The following is a 17133-nucleotide window of genomic DNA, read 5'->3' on the forward strand; positions in this document are numbered from 1 at the left end:
AAGTTACCGCCACCCCATGCGCTGCCCCTTCTGCCAGGACGCCGAGAACAAGGTCATCGACTCTCGCGAGTCGCATGAGGGCTCGGTCATCCGCCGCCGCCGCGAGTGCCTGGCCTGCAAACGCCGCTTCACCACGTACGAGCGGGTGGAGGAGCTCCATCCGCTCATCGTGAAGAAGGACGGGCGGCGCGAGGTCTTCGACCGCGAGAAGATTGTCAGCGGCCTGAAGAAGGCGTGCGAGAAGCGCCCCGTCTCCGCCGACCAGCTGGAGGAGACGGTGGTGGCCATCGAGCGGCAGCTGCAGGGCATGGGCGAGAAGGAAGTCCCCTCGTCCGTCATCGGCGAGGAGGTCATGCGCCGCCTGCGGCAGCTGGATGAGGTGGCGTACGTTCGCTTCGCGTCCGTGTACCGGAGCTTCCGCGACATCGCGGAGTTCATGGACGAGCTGAAGCCGCTGCTCGAATCCGAGGAGCGGGAGCGCAAGGCGAAGGCGCCGCCGGGCACCGACGGTTAAAGAGGGCACATGCGGCTGCTGACGCGGGCACGGATGGATGCAACGAGGGCGCCCCGGGCGAAGCGGGCGGCGGACTTCGACCGCGCGGTGGCCGAGTTCTTCATGCGCATTGCCCTGGAGGAGGCCGCCAAGGGGCTGGGCCGCACCAGTCCGAACCCCGTGGTGGGCGCGGTGCTGGTGAAGGGTGGGCGCATCATCGCCCGCGGCTACCACAAGAAGGCGGGCACGGCGCACGCGGAGGTGGTGGCGCTGGAGGCGGCGGGCTCGAAGGCGAAGGGCGCGGACCTCTACACCACGCTGGAGCCGTGCGACCACTACGGGCGCACGCCACCGTGCAGCCTGGCGATTCTGGAGGCCGGGGTGCGCCGGGTCATCTGCGCGTCCGCGGACCCGAATCCGAAGGTGAGCGGCAAGGGCGTGGCGCGGCTGCGTCGCGGCGGGGTGAAGGTGCTCACCGGCGTCCTGCAGGAAGAGGCGGACACGCTGAACCGGCCCTTCTTCAAGACGATTCGCTCCGGCCTGCCGTGGGTGACGCTGAAGGCGGCGGTGACGCTGGACGGGAAGCTGGCCACGGCGACGGGAGACTCGCGCTGGGTGACGGGCGAGCCGGCGCGGGCGTGGGTGCACCGGCTGCGCGACGCGGTGGACGTCATCCTCGTGGGCGCCAACACGGTGCGGAAGGACGACCCGAAGCTCACCACGCGGCTGCCGGGTGGTGGGGGCAAGGACCCGCTGCGCGTGGTGGTGGACAGCCACCTGCGCCTGTCGCCGGGCTACACCGTCTTCACGCAGCGCAGCCCCGCGCGCACCGTGATTGCGACGCTGGAGGACCCGGAGGGCCGCAAGGCGCGGCGCTTCCTCGCCCAGGGCGTGGAGGTGTGGCAGGTGCGCCAGAAGGCGGGCCGCGTGGACCTGAAGGCGCTGCTGAAGCGCATTGCCAAGAGTGGCCTCAACCACGTGCTGGTGGAGGGCGGGGCGGAGATGTACGGCTCCTTCCTGCGCGAGCACCTGGCGGACTCGCTGGCGCTGTTCCTCGCGCCGAAGCTGATTGGCTCACCGGGGCTGTCTTGGGCGGGAGACCTCGGCGTGAAGGAGATGGCCCAGGCCGTGTCCGTGAGCGACCTCACCTTCGAGCGCCACGGGGCCGACGTCCTGCTCCAGGCGCTGCTGTAGGACCCGGGCACGCCGTCCCGGCGCCAGTTATAAGGCGCCCATGTTCACCGGACTCATCCAGGACCTGGGCAGGGTGGAGCGCGTCATCCCCGGCGGAATGACGGACCTCTGGATTCGCACCTCTCTTGGCGCCGAGAAGTTCGACCTCGGCGAGTCCATCGCCGTCGACGGCGCGTGCCTCACGGTGGTGGAGCGCAGCGGGGACACCTTCAAGGTGCAGGCCGCGCCGGAGACGCTCCGCCGCACCACCCTGGGCGCCGTGCGTCCGGGCGACCGCGTGAATCTGGAGCGCGCCCTGGCGCTCGGCGACCGGCTGGGCGGGCACCTGGTCTCCGGCCATGTGGACGCCGTGAGCGAAGTCCTCGAGACCTTCCCCGAGGGCGGCTCGTGGGTGATGCGCTTCCGGCTGCCCGAGGAGCTGGCTCCGTTCTTCATCGAGAAGGGCTCGGTGGCCATCGACGGCATCAGCCTCACCGTCAACACGGTGGAGGCGGACCGCTTCAGCGTGCAGCTCATCCCCGAGACGCAGGAGCGCACCACCCTGCGGGCCAAGGCGGTGGGCGCCCGGGTGAACCTGGAGGCGGACCAGATTGGCAAGTACGTGGCCCGGCTCTTCGCCCTCCAGCGGGGGCAGGGGGCACCCGGGGGCGGCGGAGGGCTGACGGCGGCGGCCGTCCGGGCGGCGGGCTTCGGGACGCCGTAGCCCGCGACGCCGGGGCGCGGGTGGTGTAGGAAGCGCCGCATGCCTCGCTATTTCGACGGTGACTACCTTCCCCCCAAGGGGCGCTTCGCCATCTGCGTGGCCCGCTTCAACGGCTTCATCACCGAGGAGCTGGCCAAGGGCGCCGTGGACACCCTGGTTCGCCATGGCGTCGCGGACGCGGACATCGACGTGTACCGCTGCCCCGGCACCTATGAGCTGCCCGGCCTGGTGCGCCGGGTGACGGAGTCCCGCCAGTACGCGGGCGTGATTACGCTGGGCGCCGTCATTCGCGGCGGCACCCCCCACTTCGACTACGTGGCCGGCGAGTGCGCCAAGGGCATCGGTCAGGTGGCCTTCAGTGCGGCGGCGGGCACTCCGGCCACGGCCGTCACCTTCGGCGTGCTGACGTGCGATACGGTGGAGCAGGCCATCGACCGGGCGGGCGTGAAGGCGGGCAACAAGGGCTCCGAGGCCACGCTGGCCTGCATCGAGATGGTGAACCTCTACGCGAAGCTGGCGGCGACGGAAGGAAGGAAGGGCTAATCCATGGGCGCGCGGAGAACCGGACGCGAGCGGGCGCTGCAGGCGCTCTACCAGTTGGAGATGGCCCCCGCGACGGTGGCCGAGGCCCTGGAGTCCGCATGGACGGCCTCCGAGGAGGCCAAGCGAGACCCGGACGCGGTGAAGTTCGCCCGCGAGCTGGTCGAGGGCGTGCAGGGCCACCGCGAGGAAATCGACCAGCTGATTGAACGGCACAGCCACAACTGGCGGCTGGACCGCATGTCCCGCATCGACCGGAACGTGCTGCGCCTGGGCATCTTCGAGCTGAAGTACCGCCCGGACATTCCCCGCAAGGTGACCATCAACGAGGCGGTGGAGCTGGGGAAGAACTTCGGCACCGAGGAGTCCAGCGCCTTCGTCAACGGCCTGCTGGACCGCGTGGCCGTGGCGCTCAACAAGCCGTGAGCGCACTGGCGCTCAACAAGCCCTGATCCGCGAACACCCGAGGGACGCCCGCGTGAGCCAGACGACGACGCACGACATCGGGATGGAAGGCCTGGACGCGCTCGGCGGGGTGGACGCCCTCTGCCTCTTCGTGGCCGAGGATGACCGGCCCCTGCCGTCCTCCGCCGGCTACGTGGACTGGCGCCTGTGCGGCGCCCTGTCGCGGGTGCTCAAGAATGGCTTCTTCACCGGGGCCAAGGACGACTGGCTCCTCCTGCCGTCCGACGGGAAGCTGCCCGTGCCGCGCATCTTCGTGGTGGGGCTGGGCTCCCGGCAGAAGCTGGACGCGGCCTCGCTGAGCGAGGCCCTGGCCGGCGCGGGCCGGGTGCTGAGCCGGGCAAAGGTGGACGCGGTGGCCCTGGAGGTGCCCTTCGGGGGCAGGGCCGAGGACGCCGCGAGGGCGGAGGCGTACCAGAAGGGCTTCCTCCCGGCGTTCAAGGGTGGACGGGTGGCGCTCCTGGTGGACAAGGGGCTCGTCCGGCTCCTACCAGCCCGCAAGGGGTGACGCTCAGCGGCCGGGCGAGCGTTCTGTTAGCATGTACCGCCCGGGGCGAGCGCACATGCGTGTCAAGGTCTTGATTGTCGAGGACTCCAAGGCGTCGCGCGAGTACATCGCCGCGATGGTGGAGGCCGTGGAGGGCATCGAGGCCATCGTCACCTCGAGCGGCTTCGAAGCGCTGAAGCTGCTGCCCCGCCACCGGTTCGAGCTCATCATCACCGACATCAACATGCCCGACATCAACGGGCTGGAGCTCATCAACTTCGTCAAGAAGAACCCCAACTACCGGGACGTGCCCCTGTTCATCATCACCACCGAGGGGCGCGAGCAGGACCGCGACCGCGGCATGGCGCTGGGCGCGACGGAGTACCTGGTCAAGCCCTTCCTGCCCGGGAGCCTGGAAGAGCTCCTGCGGCGCTACCTGAAGCTGCCGTGAATCCCGGCTCCAAGGCCCTGGCCGAGTTCGTGGCCGAGGCGACCGAAATCCTCGACGCGCTGGGCAAGGATCTGCTCGTGCTCGACGAGCGGCGCGGCCAGGAGGCGGACCCGGAGCTGGTCAACGGCATCTTCCGCGCGGCGCACTCGCTCAAGGGGCTGTCCGGGCTGTTCGGCCAGGAGCGCATCTCCCGGCTGGCGCATGGGACGGAGGACCTGCTCGACAGGCTTCGCCTGGGCCGGCTGCACCTGGACGACACGGCGCTGGACGCGCTGATCGAAGCACTGGACGCCTTCCAGGCCCTGCTGGCCGAGGCGGCGCGGGGCTCCGAGTCCGAGCCGCTCACCCGGCGCGTGGAGGACATGACGGCGCGGCTGGCCGGGCTGGGCTCGCCGCCGGTGTCCGTGGACGAGGACCCGCTGGACCGGCTGGAGCTGGACCCGCAGGTGCGCTCCGTCTTCACCGAGTACGAGGAGCACCGCCTCCGGGAGAATGTGCGGCGCGGCGTGTCGCTGTGGCGCGTGCGCGCCGCGTTCGACTTGTCCGACTTCGACAAGGGGCTGGCGGACCTCAACGCGCGCCTCAAGCCGCTGGGTGAGGTCATCAGCACGTTGCCCTCCGCGCGGCCCGGTGGGACGCACGGCATCGCCTTCGACCTCATCTTCGGCGCGCAGGCGACCGGCGAGGCGCTGGAGGCCGGACTGAAGGGCACGCCCGCGGAGCTGTCCCCGCTGGTGGTGCGCCCCGCGGCCACCCACGCCGCCGCCCAGGCCCTGGCCCGCGCGGTGGAGCCGCCCGCGTCTACTCGCGCGACGCTGTCCCGGGTGGATGCGCCCGCGGCTCCGGTGAAGCGGGGAGGGAAGAAGAAGGGCGCCCGTGCGGGCACCACCACGAAGGGAGCCCAGAAGTCCCTGCTGCCGTCGACGGACGCGGAGGGCGCCGATTCCTCGGGCCCGGGCGACGCGCTGACGCCGTCCGGAGCTCCGCGGGGCCCGGGCGACGCGCTGGTGCCGGTGACGCCGTCCGGGCTTCAGTCGCCGGCGGGCTCGCCCGGAGCGTCGGTGGCGTACCTGCAAGGGGCCGGTGGGACACAGCGGGTCCGCGCGGTGGTGATGGAGACGCCCTCCACGGGCACTGCTTCGCCCGCACGTCCCGAGGGCGATACCTCGCTGCGCTCGCTGACGCAGACAGTGCGCGTGGACATCGGCCGGCTGGACGGGCTCATCAACATGGTGGGCGAATTGCTGCTCATCAAGGCCAACCTCCAGCGTCTGGCGGAGTCCGCGCGGCAGGACGGGGCGGTGGCGCTGTCCAAGCTGTTCGGCCAGGAGCTGGCGCGCGAGACGCGAGGCCTGGAGCGCAAGCTGGAGGCGCTCCAGGAGGGGCTGCTGGAAGCGCGCATGGTCCCCGTGGGCCAGGTCTTCGACAAGCTGGCCCGGCTGGTGCGCCGCATCACCCGCGAGGCGGGGAAGGAAATCGAGTTCGTCATCGGCGGCGGCGAGGTGGAGCTGGACAAGCTCATCGTCGAGGAGCTGAGCGACCCGCTGATGCACCTCATCCGCAACGCCATCGACCACGGCGTCGAGTCCCCCGAGGCGCGGCTGGCCGCCGGCAAGCCCCGGCGCGCAGTGGTGGCGCTGCGCGCCGAGCAGAAGGGCAACCACGTCGTCATCGAGGTGAGCGACGACGGCGCCGGCATCGACGAAATGCGCGTGCGCGAGGTGGCGCTCACCCGGGGCCTCATCACCTTCTCCCAGGCGCAGGAGATGGGCCGGCGCGAGCTGCTCAACCTCATCTTCCTGCCCGGCTTCTCCACCGCGCGCAGCGTGTCCGAGCTGTCTGGCCGTGGCGTGGGCCTGGACGTGGTGAAGAACAACCTGGGCAACCTGTCCGGCATCATCGACGTGTGGAGCGAGCGCGGAAAGGGCACCGCCTTCCACCTCACGCTGCCCGTCACCCTGGCCATCATCCGCGCGCTGGTGGTGGGTGTGAGTGGCCGCACCTACGCGGTGCCGCTCAACAGCGTGCTGGAAATCCTCTCCGTGCAGCCCAAGGACATCCGCACCGTGGAGCGGCGCGAGGTGCTCGACTTGCGCGGGCAGACACTGCCCTTCATGCGGCTGGCGCGGATGTTCGCCCTGCCGGAGCGGCCGGTGAATCGCTACTTCGTGGTGGTGGTGGGGCTGGCGCAGGAGCGGCTGGGCATTGCCGTGGACGAGCTGCACGGCCAGCAGGACATCGTCACCAAGCCCCTGGGGGGCCGGCTGCAGTCCGTCCGGGGCATCTCCGGCGCCACGGACCTGGGCAACCGGCGCACGGTGCTGGTGCTGGACGTGGCGGCGCTGCTGGAGGAGGGCCTGGCCGTGGAGCGCCGTCGGGCCTGAGCCACGCTGCGGCCGGGGCGGCCGGCTGCTATCCTTGGCGGCCGTGTCCAGGTTCGCTGCGCTACTCGACGACTTCTTCTACCGCCCGGACGAGGACGTCGCCGGACTGCACGACTTCGCCGCCGGCAGCGACGGCACGCAGTCGTCCGTCCCTGAAGAGGTGCCGGAGGAGTACCTCGCGTTCCGCCTGGAGGGCGAGTGCTACGCGGTGCCCATCCGCGTCGTGCGGGAAATCTCCAAGGTGCCCCCGCTGACGGAGATTCCCCGCGCGGAGCCGCACCTGCTCGGCGTGATGAACCTGCGGGGCGAATTGCTGCCCGCCTACGACATCAAGGTGCGGCTGCGGCTGGCCGAGCGGGCGCCCGTCGTCGCGGGGCCCGAGGCGCCCTCGCCACCGCGCGATGCGCGCATCCTGGTGCTGCGCACGGAGTCCGGCCCGGCCGGAGTGTGGGTGGACGGCGTCACCGGCGTGGTGAAGCTGAAGCCCTCCATGCTGGAGGCGGCGCCGCCGGGGCTGCGCTCGGGCGACAGGGACTGCGTGGTCGGCATCGGCCGCCGGGGGTCCACGCTGTACATCCTCCTCGACGCGGAACAGGCGCTCGCCTCATGAAGGACCCGGTCAACCTCCTGGCGCGCCGGCCGCGCGCGGTGCTGGACGCTCCCACCGAGGAGGCGGACACGCTGGTGCAGCTGTGCGCCTTCTTCGTGGGCAACGAGGAGTACGTGCTGGACATCATGCGCGTGGAGGAAATCCTCCCGCCCCAGCGCGTCACGCCCATCCCCCATGCTCCGTCCTTCGTGGAGGGCGTGCTGCACCTGCGGGGCATCATCCTGCCGGTGGTGGATCTGCGGCGCCGGCTGCTGGGACAGGCGACGCCGGAGACGCCGAAGACGCGGCTCTTGGTGTGCAGGCTGGGGACGCGGCGCGTGGCGGTGCGGGTGGACCGGGTGGCGGAGGTGCTGCGCGTGCGCAAGGGTGACATCAAGCCCGCGCCCGCGCTGGTGGTGGCGGGGCGCTCGCCCTTCGTGGTGGGCGTGTGCGGGCCGCCGGAGCGGCTCCGGCTGCTGCTCGACTTGAAGGCGTTGTTGCGCGCGGAGCTGGAGCGCGAATCCTCACGGAGGCCCGAATGAGCCCGCACGATGGAGCACGCATGGACCTGCAGTCGCTCGAAGGGCATCGCCGCATCCTCGGCATCGTCTTCATCGTGATGAACGCGCTGACACTCCTGGTCGCGCTGGGGTTCGGCGCCTTCGGCCTGGCCATAGGCCAGTTCGGGATGCAGCACGCGCGGGCGGACGAGGAGGCCGTGGTGACGGCTGTCCTCGTGGGCGTCACCGGCTGCCTCTTCGTGATGGGGCTGCCGGGCATCATCACCGGCATCGGCCTGCTGAAGCGCCGCCCGTGGTCTCGGATGCTGGCGCTGGTGCTGGGCTGTCTCGCCCTTCCCAACGTTCCGCTCGGGACGGCCCTGGGCATCTACACCATCTGGTTCTACACGCAGGCGGGGTCCGACCAGGTCTTCGAATGAACCACCTGCCCGAGTTCCCCGCGGAGGAGGCTCGCTACCGCGCGCTCCAGGAGCTGGACCCGGGGACGGCGGGGGCCCTGGAGGTGCTCGTCATCGGGCTGCACGACGAGAGCTGGCGCGTGCGCCACGTGGCGGCCGAGGCCCTCAAGCGGCTGCCCTCCTCGCGCGAGGTGGCCGAGCGCCTCATCCGCGTGCTGGGCGAGCGCGGAGAGACGGGCGCGCGCAACGCGGCGGCGGAGGCGCTGGCGGGCCTGGGCGGCGCGGCGCTGGGGCCGCTGGTGGTGCTGCTGGCGCACCCGGACCCGGACCAGCGCAAGTTCGCGGCGGACATCCTCGGGCAGCTCGGGCAGCGCACCGCGGAGCTGCCGCTGGTGCAGGCGCTGGAGGACCCGGACCTCAACGTGCGGGTGTCCGCGTCGGAGTCGCTGGGGCGGGTAGGTGGTGAGCACGCGGCGCGCGCGCTGGAGGGGCTGTTGACGGACGCGGAGCCGCTCTTGCGACTGTCCGCGCTGGAGGGGCTCGCGCTGCTGCGCCGCCCGCCGCCGCTGCCGGTGGTGCTGTCGCTGCTGGAGGACCCGCGGCTGCAGCGCAGCGCCTTCCGCGTGCTGGGGCTGGTGCCGCAGGTGGTGGCCACGGAGCGCATCTGCCAGGGGCTGGCGTCGGCGGTGCGCTCGGTGCGCGAGGCGGCGCTGGGCGCGCTGGGCACGCAGGTGGCGCTGGCGGAGCCGATGCGGCGCGGCGAAATCGAGGCGGTGGTGCGCGTGGCGCTGCGGCGCCTGCCGGACGCGGCGGAGCGGCTGGCCCAGGCGCTGGAGGCCGAGGACGTGACGGTGCGCTCGGGCGCGCTGGTGTCCGCGGCGGCGCTGGGCGAGGCGTCCCTGGCGCTGCCGGTGGCGGAGGCCGCGCGGGAGGACCGGCTGCTGCGCGAGGTGCTGAACACGCTGGGCCGGCTGGGGCCGGAGGGCGGGCGCGCGCTGCTGGCCCACATGGCGGACCTGTCCTCGCCGGCGCGGGCGGCCGCCGCCGAGGCGCTGGTGGACCTGGTGGACGCCCACTCGGTGACGGCGCTGTGCGCGCTGCTGGAGTGGGCGGAGGACGACCTGCGCGCGGTGGTGGTGCGGGCGCTGGGGCGCACGCGCTCGCCGGAAGCCGTGCCTCCGCTGGTGGACCTGCTGGTGGACCCGTCCCTGGCGGGCGCGGCGACGCGGGCGCTGGGTGTGCTGGCGGGCAGCAACCGGGCGGCGGTGCTGGCGGCGCTGGAGGAGGCGGTGACCCGACGGGCGACGTCGGCGGCGGTGGCGGCGCTGGCCCGGGTGGGCGGCGCACCCGCGCTGCCGGCGCTGCGGCAGCTGGCCCGGGACGCGGAGCCCACCTGGCGCGCGGCGGCGGTGGAGGCCGCGGGCGAGGTGGATGGCTCGGTGGGACGGGAGTTGGCGCGCGCCGCGCTGGCGGACGAGGCGGTCCAGGTGCGCGCCGTCGGCGTGCGGGCCATGGGCCGGCTGGGAGGCCCGGAGGCGGGAGCGCTGCTGCGGCCCGCGCTGCATGACGAGGACGCCTCCGTGCGCCTGGCCGCGGTGGAGGCGGTGGGCGAGAGCGGGGCGACGGACCGGGCCGGCGATCTGGAAGCGCTGGTTCGGCACCCGGACGGCGCGCTGGCGGTGGCGGCGGTGCGCGCGCTGGCGAGGCTGGGCGTGGCGGGGCCCGGGATGCTGCGCGAGGCGGCGGGCCACCCGGACGCGGAGGTGGTGAAGGCGGCGCTGTCCGCGGGCGCGGTGAGCAAGGAAGGGGTGGCGCTGGCGTTGTCGCTCCTGGGGCATCCGCGCTGGGACGTGCGCGCGGCGGCAGCCCGGGTGCTGGGAGATTCGGGCGGGCCGGAGTGTCTGGCCGCCGCCCGTGGAGCGCTGGAGGCGGAAGCGGACGCCCTGGCGCGGCAGACCCTCTCCGACGCGGTGGAGCGCCTGTCCCGGCGCTGAGGGGGAAACCGCGTGGCTCGCTTCGACGACGGACGACCGGAGATGACGGTGGAGGAGTTCCGGCTCCTCAGGGACCACGTGTACTCGCACTGCGGCATCCTGGTGCACGAGGACATGAAGTTCGTGATGGAGCGCCGGCTATGGCCCCGGCTGGAAGCGCTGGGGCTGTCCGACTTCGGCGCCTACCACCGCTACCTGCGCTACGACGCCCAGCGGCACGCCGAGCTGGAGGCGGCCGTCGAGTCGCTCACCACGCACGAGACGTACTTCTTCCGCGAGCCCTCGCAGCTCAAGGCCTTCTGCGAGGAATTGCTGCCGGTGCTGGAGAAGCGCAACGGCCGCACGCGGCGGCTGCGGCTGTGGTCGGCGGGGTGCTCGTCCGGAGAGGAGGCCTACACGCTGGCCATGCTCCTCAAGGACAGCCGCCGCTTCGACGACTGGGACGTGGAGGTGTACGGCACGGACATCTCCCGCCGCGTGCTGACCATGGCGCGGCGCGCGGAGTACGGGCCGTCCGCGCTGCGCGCCACGTCCGCGGACCTGCTGGAGCGCCACTTCCTGCCGGCGGGCAACAACCGCGTGCGCGTGCGCGACGAGGTGCGCTCCTGGGTGTCCTTCGGCCACCACAACCTGCTGGACGAGACGGGCAGCCAGCTGGTGCCGCGGATGGACGTCGTCTTCTGCCGCAACGTGATGATCTACTTCGATCAGGCCGCGCGCCGCCGGGTGCTGCGCATCGTCCGGGACAGGCTGGTGCCCGGGGGCTATCTGCTGCTGGGTCACTCGGAGAACCTCTTGAACCTGGGCGCGGACTTCGAGCTGGTGCACCTGCGCGGAGACCTCGTGTACCGCCGGCCGGAGCTGCCGGGCCTGACGGGAGGGGAGGGGCGATGAGCGCGCAGGACTCCATCTCCGTGCTCGTCATCGACGACTCGGCGCACAACCGCCACACCCTCACCACGCTGCTGGAGTCCGCCCCCGACGTGCGCGTGTTGGACCGCGCGGCCGACGGCGAGGAGGGGCTGAAGAAAGTCTTGGAGCTGAAGCCGGACGTGGTGACGCTGGATTTGGAGATGCCCAAGCTGGGGGGCTACACCTTCCTCCGGCTGCTGATGCGCACGGTGCCCACGCCCGTCATCGTCATCTCCAGCTACTCGCACAAGTCGGACGTGTTCAAGGCACTGGAGCTGGGGGCCTTCGACTTCATCGCCAAGCCGCCGCGCAGCACGCGCGAGGCGCTGGACGGGCTGCGTAACGAGCTGCTCGACAAGGTGCGGGCGGCGCGGCACGTGCGGCCCGGACAGCGGCACGCGGCGCCGGGCGCGCGGGCCATGGCGGTGGCGGGCGAGCTGCCGCTGGTGGTGGCGGTGGGCGCGTCCACGGGCGGGCCGCCCGCGGTGCAGCGGCTGCTGGAAGGACTGGCCTCGGAGCCGACGCCGTGCGTGCTGGTGAGCCAGCACATGCCCTCGCAATTCACACGGGCCTTCGCCGAGCGGTTGGACCGCATCGGCCCCTTCACGGTGACGGAGGCGTGTGACGGCGACGTCGTGCAGCCGGGGCACGTGTACATCGCCCCGGGCGGGCGGCACATGGTGGTGGCCGAGCGCGGCACGAAGCTGGAGCTGCACACGCCGCCGCCCACGCCGCTGGACAAGTACGCGCCGAGCGTGGACCGCCTCTTCACCAGCGTGGCGCAGGTGCTGGGTCCCCGCGCGCTGGCGGTGGTGCTGACGGGCATGGGCGCGGACGGCGCGGAGGGCGCGCGCGAGGTGGCCCGCGTGGGCGGCGAGGTGTGGGCCGAGTCCGAGGAAACGGCGGTGGTGTTCGGCATGCCCGGCGAGGCCATCGCCACCGGAGCGGTGAAGCGGGTGCTGCGGCTGGGGGAGATGGGCCCCGCGCTGGCGGCCCTGGCCAAGCGCAAGCGGTAGCGGCTCGCTGCTTTTTCAACGGAGTGGCGAAAGTCCCAATACCCGGAGTGTCTCCCGGAAGTCCGGACTCGAAGCGCGGAAAGCCGGCCGGAAGGCTGGAAATGGCTCGGGGAGTGTCGGCCGGAAGGCCGGACACTGTGGCTGGCGGACAGGGCTCCCCGCGGGGCTGGTGCTTCCCCGCCGTGGCCGAATGGCCCGGGTGGTAGTCTACCGGGGTCATGACGCAGCAGATCCGAGCGCTGGTGGTGGATGACTCGCAAGCGATGCGGCGCAGCATCATGTACGCCCTGCAGCGCATCAGCGGCATGGTCTGCACGGAGGCCCAGGACGGGGCCGACGGGCTGAAGAAGCTGACGCAGGGCCAGTTCGACGTGGTGCTGACGGACATCAACATGCCGCTGATGGACGGGCTCAAGCTCATCAGCCACATCCGCCGGGCGACGGACCACCGGCACGTGCCCATCGTCGTCATCACCACCGAGAGCGCGGCGGCGGACCGCGAGCGGGCGATGAAGCTGGGCGCCAGCGCGTACCTGGTGAAACCCGTGCAGGCGAAGGTGGTGATGGATACCGTTCGGGACGTGCTGAAGCTCGACTGAGGGTCGCCCCGCGCATGGATGCTGTTCTGGAGGTGGAGGGGCTGGAGAAGGTCTACGGCGACGTGAAGGCCGTGAGAGGACTCTCCTTCGCGGTGGCTCCCGGCGAGGTGCTCGGGCTGGTGGGCCCCAACGGCGCGGGGAAGACGTCCACGCTGAGGTGCCTCGCGGGAATCCTTCCTCCCAGCTCGGGGCGCATCGTGGTGGCGGGGCACGACCTGAGGCAGCAGACGGTGGAGGCGAAGCGCGCGCTGGCCTTCCTTCCGGACGAGCCGCGCTTCTTCGAGTACCTCACCGTGTGGGAGCACCTGAACTTCACCGCGCGGCTCTACGGAGTGGAGGACTGGGAGGCGCGCGGTCGGGCGCTGCTGGAGGAGATGGAGCTGACCGGCAAGGAGAAGTCGCTGCCGGGCGAGCTGTCGCGAGGCATGAAGCAGAAGCTCTCCATCGCCTGCGGCTTCCTGCACTCGCCGAAGCTCATCCTGCTGGACGAGCCCCTAACGGGACTGGACCCCATCGGCATCCGGCGGATGAAGGCCTCGCTGCGGCGCCGGGCGGAGGAGGGCGCGGCGCTGGTGCTGTCCTCGCACCTGCTGCCGCTGGTGGAGGAGCTGTGCCACCGCCTCCTGGTGATTGCCGGAGGACGCGCGGTGGCGCTGGGCACGCTGCCGGAGATTCGCGCGCGGCTCAGCGGCCCGGAGGCGGAGGGTGCGTCGCTGGAGGACCTCTTCATCCGCATCACCAGCGCGGCGGCGGAGCCCGGGACGCCCTCGCCGTGAGCTTTCCGCGTGCGGTGCTGTTCCTCTGGACCGCGTCGCTGCGCAACCGCGTGTGGCGGCAGCTCGCGCGGCTGCGGCGGCCGCGCTACCTGCTCGGCGCGGTGGTGGGGCTCGTGTACCTGTACTCCGCCGTCACCCGGGGCCTGGGCGTCCGGGGGCTGGGCGCCATGCCCGGGAGCGCGAGGCTGTTCGCGGAGCTGTCGCTGGTGGGCTCGGCGCTGGGGACGGTATTCGCCGCGTGGATGCTGGGGAGGGACCAGCCGTCGCTGACCTTCTCGGAGACGGAGGTGGTGCAGCTGTTCCCCGCGCCCGTCACGCGGCGTGCGCTGCTGCACTACAAGCTGGTGCGCGGCCTGCTGGGGGCGATGGTGGGCGCGCTGTTCGCCACGGTGTTCATCGGCCGGGTGGTGAGCGGCACGCCGGTGCTCTTCTTCCTGGGCGCAAGCCTGGCGCTGGGGACGCTGTACCTGCACACGACGGCGGCGTCCTTCACGCGTACTCGGCTGGCGGCCCGTGGCGGCTGGGGCCTGGCGGTGCGCTGGGGCGGGGTGACGCTGGCGGTGGTGGCCGTGGCGCTGGCGGTGCTCGGAGCGCTTCGCGCGCACCCCTTCCCGGAGGAGGTCTCCTCGTCGCGGGAGCTGCGCACGTGGCTGCAGGTGCTGGTGGCGTCGCCGGGCCTGGACGCGGTGCTGTGGCCGGGGCGGCTGCTGGTGGGGCCGTCGTTGGCGGGGGACGTGGACGGCTTCCTTCGCGCGCTGCCTCCGGTGCTCGCCTTGGCCGCGACGCACTACGGCTGGGTGATGCTGGTGGAGGTGCCCTTCGAGGAGACGGCGGTGGTGCGGGCGGAGTCGCGCGCCCGGGAGCGGGCGCTGCGCGCGTCGGGGCAGCGGGCGCGGACGGGCACCTTCACCCTGCGCAAGCCGCCCTTCCGGCTGACGGCGCGAGGACGGCCGGAGGTGGCGCTCGTCTGGAAGAACCTCGTCGCCCGCAAGCGCATGGCGGGTGGGGTGGTGACGTTCATGCTCTTCATCGTGTTCGGCGGCGCCGTCGCCGCGATGCTGGGGGATGCGCGCCTCTTCACGGACACGCGGGAGGTGGTGGGGCCCCTGGCGATGACGCTGGCGGTGATGCTGACGGTGGTGGGCCCGAGCGCCTTCCGCATGGACCTGCGGATGGACCTGCCGAAGCTGGACCTGCTGCGGACCCTGCCATTGACGGGGCGGCAGGTGGTGGGCGCGGAGCTGCTGGCGTCCGCGCTGTCGCTGGGCGGCTTCCAGCTCGCGCTGCTGTCGGTGGCGCTGCTGATGGGGCCGGGAGAGGAAGCGGCGCTGCTGAGTGACTGGTGGTGGCCGGTGTCACTGTCGCTGGTGGTGCTCCTGCCCTCGCTGGCGCTGGCGGGCCTCTTCGTGCAGAACGCGGCGGTGGTGCTGTTCCCTGCGTGGGTGCCCGCGGACACGGGCATGCGGGTGCGCGGCCTGGAGGCCATGGGCCAGCGGCTGCTGACGCTGCTGGGCACGCTGGTGGTGACGCTGGCGGGGCTGGTGCCGGCGACGCTGGCGGCGCTGCTGGTGGGGCTGCCGCTGTACTCCGTGCTGGGCCCGTGGACCGTCCCCCCGGCGGCCCTGGCCGCGGCGGGTGTGCTGGTGGGGGAGGTGTTGCTGGGTGTGGTGGCCCTGGGCCGTGCCTTCGAGCGCCTGGACGTGTCCGAGGACCGACCGGAGTAGGGCGCCCGGCGTCGGCTCGTGGACGCTCGCGTGCTTTCGCTCGCCGTTCCCCCTCGCGCGGATTATCCGAGCGGCGATCGGGGAGGACGTACGCATGAAGGTTGGATTCATTGGATTGGGCAACATGGGTCTGCCCATGGCGAAGAACCTGCTCGCGGCGGGGCACGAGCTGTCGGTGTGGAACCGCACGCAGGCCAAGGCCGGGCAGCTGCGTGAGAAGGGCGCGCGCGTGGCCAGCACCCCCGCTGAAGCCGCGCGCGGCGCGGAGGTCGTCTTCAGCATGCTCGCGGATGACCGCGCCGTGGAGGACGCCATCCTCGGCAAGGACGGCGTGCACGCGGGGCTGGGGAAGGGCGCCATCCATGTCTCCTCGAGCACCATCTCCGTGGCCCTCTCCGAGCGTCTGACGGAGGCCCACGCGAGCGCGGGGCAGGGCTACGTGGCCGCGCCGGTGTTCGGCCGTCCCGAGGCCGCGGATGCGAAGCAACTCTGGGTCGTCACCGCCGGGCCGAAGGCGGACGTGGAGCGCTGCCGGCCGCTGCTGGATGCCGTGGGACGCGGCCTCACCGTGCTGGGCGAGAAGCCCTCCGCCGCCAACGTGGTGAAGCTGTCGGGCAACTTCCTCATCGCGTCCATGATGGAGGCGCTCGGCGAGGCCTTCGCCCTCACGCGCAAGTCCGGCCTCGAGCCGAAGGTGTTCCTGGAGGTCTTCCAGTCCGTCTTCGCGCGCTCGCCCATCTTCGAGCGCTACGCGCAGCTCATCGCCGAGGAGAAGTACTCCCCCGCGGGCTTCCCCATGAAGCTGGGCCTCAAGGACGTGGGGCTGGTGCTGGACGCCGGTCGCGCCGCGGAGGTGCCCATGCCCCTGGCGAGCCTCCTGAGAGATCAGTACCTCGGCGGTGTCGCGCAGGGACACGGCGACCTGGACTGGTCCGCGCTGGGCGCGCTCATCGCGGAGCGCTCGGGCTTGAAGAAGCGCTGAGCCTCGAGCGCCGCGGCCTTGGCCTCTGTAAGCCCGAGGACGTCGCCGCGAGTGATACATGAGCCAATGTATTTGCGCGCACGAGAGCCCGTCGTGTTCTCCTGGGTCAGGGGAAGGGACCGATGCTGACGGAGAACCGACTCAGGAAGTCCATCCACGGCGGGGCGCTCGCGCTGGGGCTGGTGAGCACGCTGCCGCTGCCGTCGCTGGTGGAGATGGTGGGGTACGCGGGCTACGACTTCGTCATCCTCGACCAGGAGCACGCGCCCGTGGGCCCGGAGTTGCTGGAGCACCTGCTCCGGGCCGCGGAGTGCGGCGGCATCACCCCGCTGGTCCGCGTGCCCTCGCCCACGCCGGACGCCATCCTCCGCGCGCTGGACGCGGGGGCGCTGGGCGTGGTGGCGCGCGTGCGCAGCCGGGAAGAGGCGGAGGCCGTCGCGAGGGCCACGCGCTTCCACCCCAAGGGAGACCGGAGCCCCGGCGACGGGCGGCCCACGGGCTTCGGCCGGCTGCGGTTGCCGGAGTACGTGACGCGCGCCAACCGTCAGCTGATGGTGGTGGTGAGCATCGAAGACCGCGCGGCGGTGGAGGCGCTCGACTCCATCGTCACCGTCGAGGGCATCGACCTGGTGATGGAGAGCGCCGTGGCCCTGTCGCAGTCCTACGGGGTGCCGGGGAAGCTGGAGCACCCGGACGTGCATGCGGCCATCCAGCGCGTGGCCGAGGCCTGCCGTCGCAACGGGGTGCCCTACTGCGCCACACCCCGCCTCCCGGGAGAGGCGGAGCGGTGGCAGCGGGAAGGGGTCGCCGCGCTGCTGCTGGGCGACGACCGGAGCCTGGCGTTCCGCTCACTCCAGGCGCACTTGGAAAACATGCGCCTGGAGCTCACCAAGCAGTAGTCCCGCGGA

19 protein-coding genes are annotated in these 17133 nt (G+C 72.2%); all 19 read left to right on the forward strand.

All coding sequences use genetic code 11. From position 1 onward, the window contains the following. Positions 1 to 16 precede the first annotated feature (16 nt). The gene (nrdR, locus tag G4D86_RS45115; protein WP_164001347.1) at positions 17 to 514 is read left to right on the forward strand and encodes a transcriptional regulator NrdR; all 498 of its coding nucleotides are present in this window, start codon (positions 17 to 19) and stop codon (positions 512 to 514) included. 9 nt (positions 515 to 523) lie between these two features. After that, the gene (gene ribD, locus G4D86_RS45120) at positions 524 to 1687 is read left to right on the forward strand and encodes a bifunctional diaminohydroxyphosphoribosylaminopyrimidine deaminase/5-amino-6-(5-phosphoribosylamino)uracil reductase RibD (protein ID WP_164001349.1); all 1164 of its coding nucleotides are present in this window, start codon (positions 524 to 526) and stop codon (positions 1685 to 1687) included. Positions 1688 to 1727: 40 nt separating this feature from the next. Next, positions 1728 to 2390 carry a riboflavin synthase gene (locus tag G4D86_RS45125; RefSeq protein ID WP_164001351.1) on the forward strand — a complete coding sequence of 221 codons (663 nt, stop codon included), beginning with the start codon at positions 1728 to 1730 and terminating at the stop codon, positions 2388 to 2390. A gap of 39 nt (positions 2391 to 2429) precedes the next feature. Continuing rightward, positions 2430 to 2933 carry a 6,7-dimethyl-8-ribityllumazine synthase gene (gene ribH / locus G4D86_RS45130; protein ID WP_164001353.1) on the forward strand — a complete coding sequence of 168 codons (504 nt, stop codon included), beginning with the start codon at positions 2430 to 2432 and terminating at the stop codon, positions 2931 to 2933. A gap of 3 nt (positions 2934 to 2936) precedes the next feature. Beyond that, positions 2937 to 3356, forward strand: a complete 420-nt coding sequence (nusB, locus tag G4D86_RS45135) for a transcription antitermination factor NusB (protein WP_164001355.1) — start codon at positions 2937 to 2939, stop codon at positions 3354 to 3356. 52 nt (positions 3357 to 3408) lie between these two features. Further along, on the forward strand, positions 3409 to 3900 hold the full coding sequence (locus G4D86_RS45140; protein ID WP_164001357.1) for a M17 family peptidase N-terminal domain-containing protein: 492 nt from the start codon (positions 3409 to 3411) through the stop codon (positions 3898 to 3900). A 55-nt stretch (positions 3901 to 3955) separates the two neighbouring features. Next, positions 3956 to 4330, forward strand: coding sequence for a response regulator (locus tag G4D86_RS45145; RefSeq protein WP_164001359.1), 375 nt, complete (start codon positions 3956 to 3958; stop codon positions 4328 to 4330). Next, positions 4327 to 6714, forward strand: coding sequence for a chemotaxis protein CheA (locus G4D86_RS45150; RefSeq protein ID WP_164001361.1), 2388 nt, complete (start codon positions 4327 to 4329; stop codon positions 6712 to 6714). The genes G4D86_RS45145 and G4D86_RS45150 overlap by 4 nt, the downstream gene beginning before the upstream one ends. Positions 6715 to 6757: 43 nt before the next feature. Beyond that, the gene (locus G4D86_RS45155; protein WP_164001363.1) at positions 6758 to 7324 is read left to right on the forward strand and encodes a chemotaxis protein CheW; all 567 of its coding nucleotides are present in this window, start codon (positions 6758 to 6760) and stop codon (positions 7322 to 7324) included. Continuing rightward, the gene (locus G4D86_RS45160) at positions 7321 to 7845 is read left to right on the forward strand and encodes a chemotaxis protein CheW (protein ID WP_164001365.1); all 525 of its coding nucleotides are present in this window, start codon (positions 7321 to 7323) and stop codon (positions 7843 to 7845) included. Before G4D86_RS45155 ends, G4D86_RS45160 begins: the two co-directional genes overlap by 4 nt. Continuing rightward, positions 7842 to 8243, forward strand: a complete 402-nt coding sequence (locus G4D86_RS45165; protein WP_240360838.1) for a hypothetical protein — start codon at positions 7842 to 7844, stop codon at positions 8241 to 8243. Before G4D86_RS45160 ends, G4D86_RS45165 begins: the two co-directional genes overlap by 4 nt. Next, a complete protein-coding gene (locus G4D86_RS45170) occupies positions 8240 to 10216 on the forward strand; it encodes a HEAT repeat domain-containing protein (protein WP_164001368.1) in 1977 nt (658 codons plus the stop codon). Before G4D86_RS45165 ends, G4D86_RS45170 begins: the two co-directional genes overlap by 4 nt. Positions 10217 to 10228: 12 nt before the next feature. Continuing rightward, positions 10229 to 11110: a CheR family methyltransferase gene (locus G4D86_RS45175; protein ID WP_205520357.1), complete on the forward strand. Its 882-nt coding sequence runs from the start codon at positions 10229 to 10231 to the stop codon at positions 11108 to 11110. Continuing rightward, positions 11107 to 12144 (forward strand): chemotaxis-specific protein-glutamate methyltransferase CheB, encoded by a 1038-nt coding sequence (gene cheB, locus G4D86_RS45180; protein WP_164001369.1) that lies wholly within the window; start codon positions 11107 to 11109, stop codon positions 12142 to 12144. Before G4D86_RS45175 ends, cheB begins: the two co-directional genes overlap by 4 nt. A 218-nt stretch (positions 12145 to 12362) precedes the next feature. After that, positions 12363 to 12743 carry a response regulator gene (locus G4D86_RS45185; protein ID WP_164001372.1) on the forward strand — a complete coding sequence of 127 codons (381 nt, stop codon included), beginning with the start codon at positions 12363 to 12365 and terminating at the stop codon, positions 12741 to 12743. 14 nt (positions 12744 to 12757) lie between these two features. After that, complete coding sequence (locus G4D86_RS45190; RefSeq protein WP_164001375.1) at positions 12758 to 13519, forward strand: ABC transporter ATP-binding protein; 762 nt, start codon at positions 12758 to 12760, stop codon at positions 13517 to 13519. After that, entirely contained in the window at positions 13516 to 15243 is a 1728-nt protein-coding gene (locus G4D86_RS45195; protein ID WP_164001378.1) for a putative ABC exporter domain-containing protein, read from the forward strand. The genes G4D86_RS45190 and G4D86_RS45195 overlap by 4 nt, the downstream gene beginning before the upstream one ends. Before the next feature lie 94 nt (positions 15244 to 15337). Further along, complete coding sequence (locus G4D86_RS45200) at positions 15338 to 16225, forward strand: NAD(P)-dependent oxidoreductase (RefSeq protein ID WP_164001380.1); 888 nt, start codon at positions 15338 to 15340, stop codon at positions 16223 to 16225. A gap of 122 nt (positions 16226 to 16347) precedes the next feature. Next, positions 16348 to 17124 carry an HpcH/HpaI aldolase family protein gene (locus G4D86_RS45205; RefSeq protein WP_164001382.1) on the forward strand — a complete coding sequence of 259 codons (777 nt, stop codon included), beginning with the start codon at positions 16348 to 16350 and terminating at the stop codon, positions 17122 to 17124. Positions 17125 to 17133 lie beyond the last annotated feature (9 nt).

The organism is Pyxidicoccus caerfyrddinensis (assembly GCF_010894405.1).
Taxonomy (GTDB): domain Bacteria; phylum Myxococcota; class Myxococcia; order Myxococcales; family Myxococcaceae; genus Myxococcus; species Myxococcus caerfyrddinensis.

Excerpts from the sequence above, each read along its gene's own strand:
- G4D86_RS45160 (WP_164001365.1), top strand. The coding sequence starts at position 7,321 with ATGAAGGACCCGGTCAACCTCCTGGCGCGCCGGCCGCGCGCGGTGCTG.
- G4D86_RS45185 (WP_164001372.1), top strand. The coding sequence starts at position 12,363 with ATGACGCAGCAGATCCGAGCGCTGGTGGTGGATGACTCGCAAGCGATG.
- nusB (WP_164001355.1), top strand. The coding sequence starts at position 2,937 with ATGGGCGCGCGGAGAACCGGACGCGAGCGGGCGCTGCAGGCGCTCTAC.
- G4D86_RS45190 (WP_164001375.1), top strand. The coding sequence starts at position 12,758 with ATGGATGCTGTTCTGGAGGTGGAGGGGCTGGAGAAGGTCTACGGCGAC.
- ribH (WP_164001353.1), top strand. The coding sequence starts at position 2,430 with ATGCCTCGCTATTTCGACGGTGACTACCTTCCCCCCAAGGGGCGCTTC.
- G4D86_RS45170 (WP_164001368.1), top strand. The coding sequence starts at position 8,240 with ATGAACCACCTGCCCGAGTTCCCCGCGGAGGAGGCTCGCTACCGCGCG.
- nrdR (WP_164001347.1), top strand. The coding sequence starts at position 17 with ATGCGCTGCCCCTTCTGCCAGGACGCCGAGAACAAGGTCATCGACTCT.
- G4D86_RS45165 (WP_240360838.1), top strand. The coding sequence starts at position 7,842 with ATGAGCCCGCACGATGGAGCACGCATGGACCTGCAGTCGCTCGAAGGG.
- G4D86_RS45205 (WP_164001382.1), top strand. The coding sequence starts at position 16,348 with ATGCTGACGGAGAACCGACTCAGGAAGTCCATCCACGGCGGGGCGCTC.
- G4D86_RS45145 (WP_164001359.1), top strand. The coding sequence starts at position 3,956 with ATGCGTGTCAAGGTCTTGATTGTCGAGGACTCCAAGGCGTCGCGCGAG.
- G4D86_RS45125 (WP_164001351.1), top strand. The coding sequence starts at position 1,728 with ATGTTCACCGGACTCATCCAGGACCTGGGCAGGGTGGAGCGCGTCATC.
- ribD (WP_164001349.1), top strand. The coding sequence starts at position 524 with ATGCGGCTGCTGACGCGGGCACGGATGGATGCAACGAGGGCGCCCCGG.
- G4D86_RS45200 (WP_164001380.1), top strand. The coding sequence starts at position 15,338 with ATGAAGGTTGGATTCATTGGATTGGGCAACATGGGTCTGCCCATGGCG.
- cheB (WP_164001369.1), top strand. The coding sequence starts at position 11,107 with ATGAGCGCGCAGGACTCCATCTCCGTGCTCGTCATCGACGACTCGGCG.